We start from the raw sequence: 12468 nt of genomic DNA, 5'->3' as shown, positions 1-12468 counted from the left end.
TATTTCCTTTTTTATAAACTATACAACCTTGATGATATCGGCCCACCTGGTGGTGTAGCCTTTTGATAAATATTCATGTTTCAGCCGCCACTTTTTCTCAAAACCTTCCGTGGCCATACGCAGCGTACCCCTGCCGTAAGCAAGGTTCAGCTTATCAAGCACCCCGGATACCACATCTTTTTTCCCATTGTCATGGGGAGAAAATACATTCAGCTGCAGCTCACCCTCGGGAACCAATCCGGTGGCGATCACCCCGGCTTTTCTATATTTTATGCCGTATTTGAAAAGCATTGCAGATACCCGTACCGCTATGCTCACCAGATCGGTGGTACTGTTGCTTGCGATCAGCAGTTTATGGGTATGGCTGGGAAAATGCTGTGGATGGTCTTCCCTATTCTTATTGGTGTAAAGAAAAACCTGCAGGTATAAACACCGCAACTTTTCCGCCCTGAGTTTTTCAGCAAGCCTGCTCGCATATAAGGTCAGGGCCTCGGCAAGGATTTGGGGATGCTCGATATAGTTACGGAACGACCTGCTCACGGTAATCCCCTTTTTAACCTCCCTGACTGCATCCAGCGGAATCGCCGGCCTTCCCCAGAGTTCATTCCACATCCGCTGTCCCAGAACGGTCATATGCTGCTTGAACCACATCTCCGGCATTTCCCTCAACTGCCCCACAGTGGAGATGTTCAGCTCTTCAAACTTTTTGTAATATTGGCGTCCTACCCCCCAAAGATCATGCACAGGAAATTCCTTCACTGCGGCACTGATCTTTTCATCAGTATCCAAAACCATTACCCCTCCAGCTTTTTTAGAGAGTTTATTGGCCAGTTTGGCAAGGGTTTTAGTGGGCGCCACCCCTATGGATACCGGAATACCCGTATTACGGATAACCGAACCCCGGATCTTGGGCGTATAACTTTCCAGCTCGCCGATCCCGCCAAGCCAGCCAAATGCTTCATCAATACTGTAAACATCAAGCCGTGGGAACCAGCGGCCGAGGTTGTGCATTACCCGCTCGCTCATATCCCCATACAGGACATAATTGCTGGAAAAAACATGGATATCAAACTTTTTGATCAGGTCCCTCACCAAAAATTCAGGATCGCCCATTTTTATCCCACAGGCCTTCGCCTCCTCACTCCTGGCAATTACGCAACCGTCATTGTTGCTTAAGACAACCACAGGTTTACCGTTAAGCTCAGGGCGGAAAAGCCTTTCGGCCGAGGCATAAAAGTTATTGCAGTCACAAAGTGCAAACATTGCTGTACCTCCCCCTCCTTAATGATTTAGGCAATACGTTCCTGCATACCGAAGTGACAACGCCCCAGACCTGGAGCGTACCGATTTCCGTTTCGCTGACCGTACCAGAATCGTTTGCGAGCAGGCAAGAACCGTTCTCCTTCAAAAAAAGCCTACAGCTGAAACTCCCGGATATGAAAGCGATAATTATAGCACCGTGATGGGGCGACAATGAACGGTCGACGACCAGTAGATCAGCATCCGATATGCCATAAGCCAACATCGCATCCCCCTGCATCTGAAAATAAAAAGTGGAATGCGGATCTATGACCAGTTTTTCGGCAAGGTCAAGCCTGCCCTCCAAATAATCTGCCGCAGGGGACTGAAACCCCGAAATCTTCTGCTCTGCTCTTTTATCAAACGACCTGATCATAAACCCATTGCCTTAGTGCACACCAAAATTATACTAAAATTTTTAGTAATTAAAATCCTGTTCCAAACAAATCCACAACTGGTTGGAATAATATTTACGATATAATCAAAACCATTCCATCAAGGGCTTTGTCTTTATGGTAGATCGAAAGCACAAACAATATCAGCAATGGAAAAATTATCCTTATCGGAAAACGTGAAAAGATTTATGGACTATGCAATCGATACGGTCAAGGCAATGGATGGTGCACCCGAACACAGCGAAGAGGAAAAATCAGGAGTGTTAGGCAAGTTATCGAAACTAAATGGATACCTGAAATAAATGGAACAGTCCTATCTGGATAATACACCAGGAGAAGACCTTCCACAGCCCGTCAGAGAACATTGCCCAGGCAGGACACAGCTAAGACATCAGCCAGAAATATTATACTATTAAATCATGGGAAAAATTAAAAACCTCATTGCAGGGCTTGGAGGCGCAATAGTACTGAACATCCTCCACGAATCGTTAAAGAACAGTGGCAAAGATATGCCGCATATTGATGAGCTGGGTGAAGAAGCGCTGCAGAAATCGCTCGCTCATTTCGACTCACAGATTGAAAATAAGCAAACCCTTTACCTTACCACCCTGGCAGGGGATTTAGCTGGTAATGCGGTATATTATAGCCTTATCGGTGGAAGAAACAGCCTGATCTGGCCTAAAGCAGTGATTTTTGGCCTTTCAGCAGGGATCGGCGCGGTAAGACTGCCCAAACCTATGGGCCTGGATCCAAAGCACACGGCTGGAAATGATACAAAAGCAGCCATGACCATTACCTATTATCTCATCGGTGCGCTGGTGACAGGTGCTATATTAAAATCGTTGAAACGCGGTTAGGAAAGTTATTGATATATTTTGTTTCAAAAGCATATAATATCAAAGTCCTGGCATTTAAAAATTGTACGGCATATTAATGAGTCAACTAAGCCCCTCTCCTTAGGAGAGCAGCGCCCTAGCTTATTTACCACTTTTTTGACAGGACCAAAACCCCTCCATCTCACTTTATGGCCCTGACCGCCTTGTCGAAAGACAGCACCAAATTCTTCTGATCAATATCTTTTAACAGAACATCATGCACCCCATTGCCGCTCCCCGAGGTAAAATAAACTTCAGCCCTAACCCTCGCCCCTTTTTCGAGGCCTTCTTCAAATAGGGCGATACCGAACAACGTACTATCAACTTTTGAATAAGCGATTATGCTCACCGTACCCAGATCGTAACTCCCGTTATTTTTTAAGGTGACAACACCGTTTTTATAAGTATAACCCACCCCTTTGAGCGTTTTGAGATAGGTTTTATTTTTACTCGTGATAGCATTATAGGTCTGTGCATAACCTGAAAACCCAGCTATAGCCAGTAACAGCACCAAAATTATTTTCTTCATGATCTTAAAAAAATAAACATAATATAAATATTTAAAAAGCACCGGAAACCGTAAGCCCAGATCCACCGGAAACTCCGGCAGAACAATTGCCAGCTATCCGGAACCGGTAGCAGGCCAAAACTATGGGAGAAGAAAACACCGTAAAAATTTCAGCATAAAACTCAGTCGACTTTGGGAAAACACTGTGGCCCAACGGCACCACCCATAAATTCCAGAACGATATTTTTCTTGTAATAAATGTGGCTGCAGCCATCGTTATACCTACCGATCGTTGCCGCATCCAGATCATTTTTAAAGATCAGGTAAGAATATTTGGCCATACTGCTTCTTGAAAAACCGATCTCGGCAACCGTATCATTTTCAATGGAAACACAGTGCGCCCGGTCAAGCAACGTTTTAATGTTTTTTAAAGTCCCTTCCGTCCAGTTCAGCCGATCGCACATTTTTTTGAGTTTAACCGAACCGAATTCCATTCCCCAGTCCTGATCAGTCTCAAGGGAATTGAAATTATCGGGATTTCTGTGGCGGATCTGCATGTCCACGGATGCCGGGGCACTGATTACATTATTTGCCGGCTGAAACTCGATAGTGACAATATAGCCCTTGGGTACAATCTTACCATAACCGGTAATCAGGTCCAGCATAGCTCTATAATTGCTGTCGATATTGGCTACGAGTTCTTTCTTACTGCTGCTGGGCATACTGCCCATAAAAAGTAAAAATTCCTGGCCTTTCTGGTCCGCTGAATTGTAATAGCTTTTGAATTCATTGACACGTTCCACTGTCCCAAGCTTTTTGTAGATCGTCAACAAAAGCGAATCTTTATCGATTGCCTGATTAAAGTGCTGCGCATAAACGCAAAAGCTATAAAAATTGATTATTGCGAGCAATGAGAGAAAACGTTTCATGGGGATTCAGATTGTTTGGTGATAAAATATAAAATTGAACATTCTATCATTCTGCGATAAAGTTAAAAACTTCCTGTCAACTTGAGAAAGCAATCGCAAACTTAATCCCAGATCCTTAAGAGCTCACTAAAACACCAAGACACAAGCTTCAGGATTTTTTTTCCAGCAGACTTACCCACAAAATAACATACGATTGCAGCCAGGCCGTCAACAGCCCGGTTGCAATCGTATATTGTTCAACAGTCAAAGACTGACCCTAAACCCGATTTAAAACTAACAAATCAGACCCTCACCAACTCTGCGATCATCTTACCATAATATAGCGCATTATTACTGATGTGCCGCTGCCATGCCCCCTCAGACCTGCACCAACGGAAACCATGCCCTTTTAAGCGCGCCATCACCTCCTGCGCGGGCTTCCCCTCAAAAAACAGTTGCAAACGGTTAACCTCGCGGTTTTCAAAAACACGAACACCATTGATCAGCATATCGACCGCAGCAGTCAATCCCTGCGCTTTTAATACCTGCAAACGTTTATCAATGCGCCTGATATTGGCACTATTGTTTGTCAAGGTAAAATGGGCAAAGCCCTGCCCGCCAAACTTGGGCTGTATCAGCTCCTCCCACATCCGTTCATTCCCGAACTTCAGATTTAAAAAAGCATCCCTATCATTCTTTCTGATACAGGCATTGGATGCCTTCATAAATTCCTGCATTTCTTTTAAAGCAGCCAGCTTCTCTTCGAGTTTAAGCACAGCATCGGGATCATCCGAAAAAACCGCATCATTATTTTTGATACTTTCGGCCTTGCCTGCATAATAAGCCGCTTTATGATCCGCCTCGACAGACTTTCTCATTGTACCAGAAATCTTATCCCTGTATCTGCGGTCAGCTTTTTCAGAATGATGGCCGATCAGAATCGGCTGCCCCATCGGGATCGCATCCGCCATTTTTTTGCTCACCCCGAAGAGCCTGTCCGATTCAGCTTCATTTTTTAAAGCCCTACCTTGCGCACCTGCGATGCGGTTTTCCTTGCGTTGATGAAAATCATGTTTCATAATCCTAAATGCATTCTTTTGGCTGCACCAAACCTTTTAAAGTTAAAAATCATCTCAGTTCCCTTCTTCTCCATATTTTTCAAAAGATTTTCCAAAAGAAAAAAGGTCAAAAAAGAAAGCAATAAAAGCATGGTAGGAAATACCGCAGCGGTATAAACCCCGCAGGGCGGCGCAGCCGTTATGCCCGCACAGGTATTACCGGACATTAGCTTTGCTTTCCCTTTTTTGCCTTTTTCTTAAAATCGATCCAACTCACTACACCTAAAAGAAGAAGTACAAAAGGGAAGAACAGCGCTAAATTGTAAACCCATGATCCCTTATACCGCAGATATGATTTTTACAAAAAAATAACTGGTGACCCAGTTCAACATCATTGCATCCGTAAACTCTTGCAGTCCGTAAGAAACCCAAATTTTTACCGCCTAAATAAAAAAGTGCTGTAAGGTAATGCCCTAACCCGCGACTAAACACCAAAGAATACTAAGTGGCTAAGAATTTGCAAAAGGCCTTACACATTAAGCCGCGGACAGATCATCCTTAACAGTAAGAAACACTTAAAGAAAACATCATTTAAAAACATGAAAGAAGAAAATAAAACATCAAGCGAAGAAAACAAAAGGTACAGCCAACTTTCAAACACCATCCACGATATCGGCATTTCCGTTAAAGTCGGCTCCTATAGCGATGGGATCGAAGTGAGCCCCAATGCCCGCTGGCTCTATTTATCAGGAATGCTGGGCATGACCACAAATGGCGAAATCCCCGAGAATATAACCCAACAGTCAGTTCTGGCTTGGCAGAACATCATCAAACTCCTTGAATCCGCCAAAATGGATATCAGGAACATCGTAAAAATCACCCAATATATCACCATCCCAGAAAACATCCCCGCCTATTCCAAAATCAGAAGCGGATTTCTTGGAGATTTAAAACCAGCTTCTACATTGCTTTTAACTCCACAACTGGCCCTTGCGGAAATGTTGGTCGAGGTTGAAATCATCGCCGCTAGCCTTGCGGGATAACACCTCATAAATTGTCAGCTTCATCTGGACCGGGGCATTACAGGCATTTTGCAAGCGTGTTGAGAAACTTAAAACGGTTATGGACCATTGATCAATGAGATAAGGTATGATCAGGGATCACCCTGATCCGAACCGGCTTCGAGGATACACTGGATATTGTAGATCATATCCTCACTGGCCCAGCTCCAATCACCTTTAAGGATCAACCCGATCAATAATTCCTCAGCCCCGTAACCACCCAGAGGTTTTCTCTCAGGATCGTTGCGGTAAAACATCATGATACCGTCACCATCGTCGGTAAAAAAGATAAACTGACCGGTAATTAAAGAGCGATGGAAGATTTCTCCATATCCGGTTTCGATTGTCTGATCTAAAGTAGCCATATTTTTTTTTGCCCGGCAAAAACAGGACCGGCTTAAGATGTACAAGGAACCGTGGAATAAATAGCGCAGCGCTTATGCCGCGAAAGTCCTTTTACAGATTAACGGTCCTTTATATTTGCAATCAAAAAAAATAGGGCTACAGGCAATGGAAAAACCTGATGTGAAATCAGGATGGAAATCCGGAAAACAGCAATTTTAATCTTTATTCACCAGAAGAAAACCGGATTATGGATTTTTGCGTATAATTGCAATGTAGGGGGTGAGAGCCCTACATCCGGCGAAAGCCAGAGAGCGTTAATTTAGATGGGGGTAATCATGAATTTGATTATCCCTTTTTTTATTGCCTTTATATTAAACTATTCCCTTTTCTTCCCCTTTTTACCAAACTTACGATTATACCAGATGATAAATCCGGTGACGGGAAGCGACGCGCCGATCAGGCTGGCCAGGCAGGCGATAATTTTCCCGGGTAAACCAAGGATACGCCCCACATGGATATCATAGTTCATCCGCCTAAGTTTCAGCGCTGTGCCACTTTCAGCGAAACTGGCAGAGTAATACGCATCCCGCTTGATCTCCGTAGCGGTATAACGGTCGAAACAAAGGCTCTGGTTAGCGTAATAACTATTCAGTTTCGGGTAGACATCAATCTCAATTGCTGATTTCACATCTGCAGTATCGGGCATCCTGTAAAAATACCCCGCAGCGTCCGGAAAGCGTTTTTGCACCCTTTCTACCACGTTATCTAGCGCAGTTTCAAGCGAAAGCCCTCCCTTCACTCCTGTGCTGTCGGAAAGCGGCGCCGACCATTCGGGAACCGATCCACCGCCTGTAATTTTATAAAGGCCTTTATTATACCACTTGATACCATAGATCATGCCCGTGAGCGAAAGCAATAACAAAATCACTATGGCATAAAACCCAAGCACATTATGCAGGTCGATATTGATCCGTTTCCATTTTGCATCCCACTTGATCTTAAAGCTCTTATTTCGCGTAGACCTGTTCCATTTCTTGGGGTACCACCAGACGAGTCCCGTAATGAGCAGGACCACAAAGACCAAAGTACCATAATTGACCACTAGCCGACCGGTTTTAAAGGGCATCCAAAGGTTACGGTGCCCACTTTCTATCCAGTAAAAAAATAAGGTCAGACGGTCTTCCAACGGCCGCTGATAAATAACCCTGCCCGAATATGGATCTAAAAAAAGAAGAAGCGGATTTTTCCCCCACTTCTTCACCAGTACCTCTACCGCTGAACCGTTCTTATAAAAAACATTGTTCACCGGCTCTCCGGGATAAAGGCGTTGCACGATTTCTCCTATTTCAGAAGGGCTAATGATCCGCCCATTCTGATGCACAACAGTCATGGACGGGCCTGTCAGCTCCCTGATATCGTCTGCAAAGACCCAGACCGCCCCGGTCAGGCAGACCACGAGCATGATCAGTCCCGAGGTGAGTCCCAGCCATAGATGCAGCCAGTTATTTACTTTTCTGAACATCCGGTTAGTTAAACCTTGAAATATAGTTCACGTTATCCACCCCTTTGATCTCAAGGCCTTTGGTCAGGCTTCCGCTAGCAATATCGTAGGTATAGACAAAATTCCCGCTTGTTGAAGAAGCTACGGCAATGTAAGCTTTACCGTTTTCAACCAATACAGGTGATGCGTGCACCACTTTACTCAATGGCAGATCGAGTTTGGTTTTTGTTTTGGCTACAACATCCACCAGGTAATATTCAAATACATCTGTTGCAAAATAGTCTTCAAAAGTTTTTAATAGTTCTGCCTTGCCCATACGTGTGATCGCCTTGCCATTGCCCAGGTCCCAGAAGCCATAAAATTCCCTGTTGCCTGCACTGATTGCCGAAAGGTCAAAAAAGTAGCTGCTATCAAATGCATTCTCTCCAGCCTTAATTTTGTAAACAGCGCTAGGTTTATTTGGTGTTACCGCCCATCTGTCACCTGTGTTGGTCAACATATAAATATCACCGTTCAATAAAGCTGTTGAAGGGATCACACTTGAAAAAGATCCTGCGTAAGCAGAACGGGTATCAGAGCTGATCGTTAAATTGGTCATTGCCGGATAATCCACAGCAGCCAGGTAAGAAATATCATGTGAAGTCCACTCCGAGTTATAAACAGCATATGGGATATACAAACGGCTGCCCCTCAATATACATCCGCTCAGGTAGATTGCCTTATCCCCTGTTATCAGGCCGGTCAGGTTTAAACTTCCGCTTTTGGTTACCGACATATTGCCTGTATTTACAATATTGTAGCTCATCACATTATTAGGAGCAGAAGTGGTACCGTTCCATACGATCAGTGTTTCATCGTTTAACCAGTAAGAATATAAAGCACTTCCGGTAACTGCAACCTGCCCTGCGGAAGAAAGCAGACTGTTCTCATATTTATATTTGATCAGTGTTCCATTGGTAATGGTGTAATAATACCCCTTTTTGAAAAGGCGGGCCGCTCCGGTAATTTCCGCTCCCTTGCCCACGGCAGTAACAGAACCCGTGCCCAAAGTTCCAGCGGTAAGAAAATAAAGCGCTGATGGATTGGTCACCTCACCAACAATGGCAAAGGCATTCCCGTTCTGCGGCTCTCCCCCTGTTTCTTCCCCATCGGTGCTTTTTTTACAGGATGATACGGTTAAGGTTAGTGCAAGGGCGGCAAGGGCAAGTCGGTTTATGGCTTGAAATTTTGTTTTCATGATTAAAATTGATTGTTTGTATATGATAAGATTATAATTATTGGATGAAATAGCGCAGTTTGACCAGAAATGATCTTCCCGGTTTCTGCAGCCTGAAACTGTCATAGGCTGTCTGGTCAAAGATGTTGCGGCACTCCAGTGAAAGATTGTATCTTCCCTGATGGGTGGAATAAGTAAATGTCGCATTATGGATAAACTGTGTAGGGATACGGCTCTTACCGTCTGCAAAACCACGGCTCGGCCAGTTAAGATAGAACCAGTGGGTATACTGGCTGAACCAGTTGAACTGGATCCGGCTGTCTTTCCCCAAAATATCGTTTTTCCCTACGCCCAGATCGGCGTTTCCAAAAAGCCATGGCTGATTGGGAATGCGGTCTTCAAATACGGTGGAACTTTTGTCCGCGTTCAGGGCATCCATATAACTGGCATTGACCGTAAAAGAAAGCCAGTCTTTGTGACTGTACCTCAGCTCTCCATCAACACCGGAGATATTAACCTTTCCTATATTGGTGAAGGAAGAAAACACGCCCCCTGGCACAGCATTGATAAAATCAACAGCATTACGGTAAAAGCCCGATACCTCTGCAGAAATCCGGTGTTCGCCCATCTTATGGTTATAGTACAGGCCAAGGTTGATGTTATCGCTTTCTTCAGGTTTTAGCTGTGGATTGGCCAGTACGGTAATTCCATCGCCAAAGAGTTCTTCCACATCCGGCAGCCGGTAGGCATGTTCATAAGAGGCTTTGATGCCCGCATCCTCAGAAAACCGGTAGCGCGTAGCAATACCATAACCGTAATAGTTTTTGGTCTGGTCAGCTTCCTCTTTCGCATAGCCGCTACCATTGTAATATACCGCCGAGCGGATATAAGAGTGAATATTGTACTGCTTGGCAAAAACCGATGTAGTCAACCTGTCTCCAAAAAAACGGTTCTGGAAAGATAATCCCAGCACTCCCTTATCAAGTTTATTTGGAATATCCAGTGGATTTGAATCCTTATTTGCCCCGGTATAAGTATTGATCCCGGTCCTTTTACCGGCATTGAGCGAATAGTTCAGGCTCAATGCGTTCGAGGGATTGATGGAATAGGACAGATTCCCCCTGATGAGCGCAAACTCATTGGTATACTTAAAGATCGAAAAGGCACCCTGTTCGGCAAAATTCTTATCTACAGAGATCACATCGCCCAACCAGTTGTATTTTGCGGCAGAAGTATCGACTGTGGTCGATTTATCTTTTGCGTAGGAGGCAAAAAGGCTCAGGTCAAGCCCGTTGAAAAACAGGTCTTTTTTTCTGTATTTCAAGCTCGGCATCACAAAGTTGCCCGTAGAATTTACCCGGCCATAAACCAGGTCCTGTTGTGCACCGGTCTGCCTTTCTTTATACCCAGAAGAATAAAGCACACCAACAAGCAGCACATCGGCCCATTTTTTATCACGGAAACCAAACTCGGCCTGTCCCATTGCAGAACGATAAGCATCATGGAAGCGTCTGGCATCCCTGGTTACATTGCCTTCAGCCAGTCTGACCACCACGTCCTTCATCAGATAGTTGTTATCCGCATAATTATAAAATCCACTGGCATTAATGGTAAAACCAGATTTTGTATCGGTATAGCGCCCGCTTAATGCAGCCCTATGGGTATTAAAAGAACCAAAACCGTAACTGGCATCCAGATACTGTTTTACATGCTGATTGGTCACAATGTTCACCGCCCCGCCCAGTGCATCTGCGCCAAGCTCAACAGGAACAACCCCTTTGTACACTTCTATCCTTTCGGCTAAATTGACCGGGATATTGTTCAGCGACATCGAACTCCCAAAATTTTCCATCGGGATCCCGTCGATAAAAAACTTCACCTGTTTTCCCGATAGCCCATTGATCGAAAAATTAAAGTCAGACCCCAGTCCGCCGCTTTCCCTCACCCTGATCCCGGTACTCCTGCTCAAGACCTGGTTAAGGTCTGCGGTGGTATTGGCAAGAGCTTTGGTCTCGATTCCGGTCACATTGAATCCGCTCTCGGTGAGTTTCCTTTTTTCTGTTTTCCCGTTTACGTTCACCGTTTCCATGTCCCTGCTATCGCTGATGAGCACAACATCAAAAACATCCTGTCCGCCGGTGCCCTTAACTTCCACAGTCTGCTTTTTCAACTGATAACCTACCGCACTAACCTCGAGTGTGTAAAAACCGGCTTTATCAACCTTAAGCTCAAAGCTTCCGTCGGCAGCGCTGACTGTGCCGGCCTTTAACGAACGGATCATTATGGTAGCCCCTTCGATGGGCAACCGGTCATTTCCTTTTACTCTTCCGGGAATACGAAACTGGGTGCTTTGTGCATTGGAGAAGAAATTTACGGCACATAGAAGCCCCGTCAGCAGAATTTTATTAATTTGCATTGATTTTAATTGTCATACGTTAAAATTAACCCCGCCAGCGGGGACAGGCCGTACTGTTACCAGCAGTCCGGCCTATTTTATTTTCATTAGATCGACTTTAGGTCCTTATTAATCTGCATCGCAAGGTTCAAGGGCAAAAAGTCCTCCATATAGCGCTGGTCCACCACGATAATATCGGGCGAAATCCTGCTCATCTTCAAGGCCACATAAGTGACACCTTTCTTACATATAAAATTTTTGGGCGCCTTTCCGTTCTGTGAACAGTTGGAGGCAAAGTTCAGGCTGATATCCTTAACCGAATTGTTTTCGATCAGCATTACATCACAAAAAGTGACATTGCCCGATGAGTGTGCGATATTGGCGCTGATATTCCCTTTTGGAAGTGCGGTAAAAATAAGGCCGTCTATATTTTCCCTCTTCGAAACCCCTCCACTGAGGTTATTGATGAGCACCGTCCTTGAGCCGGCAGCATCAGGCTGGGCACCAAAATACAATGCTGCACAGATAAACAAAAGCGCAAAACCTCCGGCAACGACCAGACCGCTGTGCAACAGCCTTAATCTCCTGCGCTTTGAATCATGATGAACGGTCGATTGCTCGATAGCAGCCCAAAGTGACTGTTCCATTCTAAGCTCAGTCAATACATCATGAGAAAAAACAGGCTCTTCTTCGCCTTCTTCCAGCCAGGCTGCAACCGCAGCAGATTCCTCCGCTGTGCATTCGCCCAGGTGGTACCTGCGAAAAGTATCGTTATTTATCGGGTATCTGACCATCTATCTTAACAGTCGCTTGTGGAAAGGTTTACCCCTACGCCTTATTAAGATTCTTTTTAAATAAAATATAAGCTACTGATAATCTGAAAGTTTAATTTAAGATAGACCTTAAA

The 12468-nt window shown here is 44.7% G+C and carries 13 protein-coding genes; 3 read left to right on the top strand and 10 right to left on the bottom strand.

The genetic code is table 11. From position 1 onward, the window contains the following. Positions 1 to 18: 18 nt before the first annotated feature. Together R2S57_RS05200 and R2S57_RS05195 are read right to left on the bottom strand one after the other, a co-directional pair. Entirely contained in the window at positions 19 to 1263 is a 1245-nt protein-coding gene (locus R2S57_RS05200) for a Y-family DNA polymerase (protein ID WP_316825977.1), read from the bottom strand. Next, positions 1247 to 1675, bottom strand: coding sequence for a S24 family peptidase (locus R2S57_RS05195; protein WP_316844008.1), 429 nt, complete (start codon positions 1673 to 1675; stop codon positions 1247 to 1249). Before R2S57_RS05195 ends, R2S57_RS05200 begins: the two co-directional genes overlap by 17 nt. 168 nt (positions 1676 to 1843) lie before the next feature. On the opposite strand from R2S57_RS05195, the gene R2S57_RS05190 reads away from it, so the two are divergent. Beyond that, entirely contained in the window at positions 1844 to 1996 is a 153-nt protein-coding gene (locus R2S57_RS05190; RefSeq protein WP_316844007.1) for a hypothetical protein, read from the top strand. Between the two features lie 117 nt (positions 1997 to 2113). Next, a complete protein-coding gene (locus R2S57_RS05185) occupies positions 2114 to 2551 on the top strand; it encodes a hypothetical protein (RefSeq protein WP_316844006.1) in 438 nt (145 codons plus the stop codon). Positions 2552 to 2711: 160 nt separating this feature from the next. Here R2S57_RS05185 and R2S57_RS05180 read toward each other — a convergent pair whose 3' ends face one another. The 3 genes from R2S57_RS05180 to R2S57_RS05170 form a co-directional block, all read right to left on the bottom strand. Continuing rightward, complete coding sequence (locus R2S57_RS05180) at positions 2712 to 3098, bottom strand: hypothetical protein (RefSeq protein ID WP_316844005.1); 387 nt, start codon at positions 3096 to 3098, stop codon at positions 2712 to 2714. 161 nt (positions 3099 to 3259) lie between these two features. Then, on the bottom strand, positions 3260 to 4006 hold the full coding sequence (locus R2S57_RS05175) for a hypothetical protein (RefSeq protein ID WP_316844004.1): 747 nt from the start codon (positions 4004 to 4006) through the stop codon (positions 3260 to 3262). Between the two features lie 281 nt (positions 4007 to 4287). Then, positions 4288 to 5064, bottom strand: coding sequence for a DUF3560 domain-containing protein (locus tag R2S57_RS05170; RefSeq protein ID WP_316825971.1), 777 nt, complete (start codon positions 5062 to 5064; stop codon positions 4288 to 4290). A 578-nt stretch (positions 5065 to 5642) separates the two neighbouring features. Here R2S57_RS05170 and R2S57_RS05165 point away from each other — a divergent pair. Beyond that, positions 5643 to 6086 (top strand): RidA family protein, encoded by a 444-nt coding sequence (locus tag R2S57_RS05165; RefSeq protein ID WP_316844003.1) that lies wholly within the window; start codon positions 5643 to 5645, stop codon positions 6084 to 6086. A 110-nt stretch (positions 6087 to 6196) separates the two neighbouring features. Here the strand turns inward: R2S57_RS05165 and R2S57_RS05160 are convergent, their stop codons facing one another. The 5 genes from R2S57_RS05160 to R2S57_RS05140 all read right to left on the bottom strand — a co-directional run bounded on the left by R2S57_RS05160 (position 6197) and on the right by R2S57_RS05140 (position 12355). Continuing rightward, a complete protein-coding gene (locus tag R2S57_RS05160; RefSeq protein ID WP_316844002.1) occupies positions 6197 to 6469 on the bottom strand; it encodes a hypothetical protein in 273 nt (90 codons plus the stop codon). 356 nt (positions 6470 to 6825) lie between these two features. Continuing rightward, a complete protein-coding gene (locus R2S57_RS05155; RefSeq protein ID WP_316844001.1) occupies positions 6826 to 7971 on the bottom strand; it encodes a PepSY-associated TM helix domain-containing protein in 1146 nt (381 codons plus the stop codon). 4 nt (positions 7972 to 7975) lie between these two features. Further along, positions 7976 to 9187, bottom strand: a complete 1212-nt coding sequence (locus tag R2S57_RS05150) for a DUF4374 domain-containing protein (protein ID WP_316844000.1) — start codon at positions 9185 to 9187, stop codon at positions 7976 to 7978. Positions 9188 to 9224: 37 nt separating this feature from the next. Continuing rightward, positions 9225 to 11582: a TonB-dependent receptor gene (locus R2S57_RS05145; RefSeq protein ID WP_316843999.1), complete on the bottom strand. Its 2358-nt coding sequence runs from the start codon at positions 11580 to 11582 to the stop codon at positions 9225 to 9227. An 86-nt stretch (positions 11583 to 11668) separates the two neighbouring features. After that, complete coding sequence (locus R2S57_RS05140) at positions 11669 to 12355, bottom strand: hypothetical protein (protein WP_316843998.1); 687 nt, start codon at positions 12353 to 12355, stop codon at positions 11669 to 11671. Between the last annotated feature and the right edge of the window lie 113 nt (positions 12356 to 12468).

Source organism: Pedobacter psychrodurus, assembly GCF_032678585.1.
GTDB lineage: Bacteria > Bacteroidota > Bacteroidia > Sphingobacteriales > Sphingobacteriaceae > Pedobacter > Pedobacter psychrodurus_A.
This window is presented reverse-complemented; position numbering and strand designations above follow the sequence as displayed.

Bases quoted from the DNA above. Each gene is read 5' to 3' on its own strand.
- R2S57_RS05160 (WP_316844002.1), bottom strand. From the start codon at position 6,469: ATGGCTACTTTAGATCAGACAATCGAAACCGGATATGGAGAAATCTTC.
- R2S57_RS05200 (WP_316825977.1), bottom strand. From the start codon at position 1,263: ATGTTTGCACTTTGTGACTGCAATAACTTTTATGCCTCGGCCGAAAGG.
- R2S57_RS05180 (WP_316844005.1), bottom strand. From the start codon at position 3,098: ATGAAGAAAATAATTTTGGTGCTGTTACTGGCTATAGCTGGGTTTTCA.
- R2S57_RS05150 (WP_316844000.1), bottom strand. From the start codon at position 9,187: ATGAAAACAAAATTTCAAGCCATAAACCGACTTGCCCTTGCCGCCCTT.
- R2S57_RS05170 (WP_316825971.1), bottom strand. From the start codon at position 5,064: ATGAAACATGATTTTCATCAACGCAAGGAAAACCGCATCGCAGGTGCG.
- R2S57_RS05140 (WP_316843998.1), bottom strand. From the start codon at position 12,355: ATGGTCAGATACCCGATAAATAACGATACTTTTCGCAGGTACCACCTG.
- R2S57_RS05195 (WP_316844008.1), bottom strand. From the start codon at position 1,675: ATGATCAGGTCGTTTGATAAAAGAGCAGAGCAGAAGATTTCGGGGTTT.
- R2S57_RS05165 (WP_316844003.1), top strand. From the start codon at position 5,643: ATGAAAGAAGAAAATAAAACATCAAGCGAAGAAAACAAAAGGTACAGC.
- R2S57_RS05175 (WP_316844004.1), bottom strand. From the start codon at position 4,006: ATGAAACGTTTTCTCTCATTGCTCGCAATAATCAATTTTTATAGCTTT.
- R2S57_RS05155 (WP_316844001.1), bottom strand. From the start codon at position 7,971: ATGTTCAGAAAAGTAAATAACTGGCTGCATCTATGGCTGGGACTCACC.
- R2S57_RS05185 (WP_316844006.1), top strand. From the start codon at position 2,114: ATGGGAAAAATTAAAAACCTCATTGCAGGGCTTGGAGGCGCAATAGTA.
- R2S57_RS05145 (WP_316843999.1), bottom strand. From the start codon at position 11,582: ATGCAAATTAATAAAATTCTGCTGACGGGGCTTCTATGTGCCGTAAAT.
- R2S57_RS05190 (WP_316844007.1), top strand. From the start codon at position 1,844: ATGGAAAAATTATCCTTATCGGAAAACGTGAAAAGATTTATGGACTAT.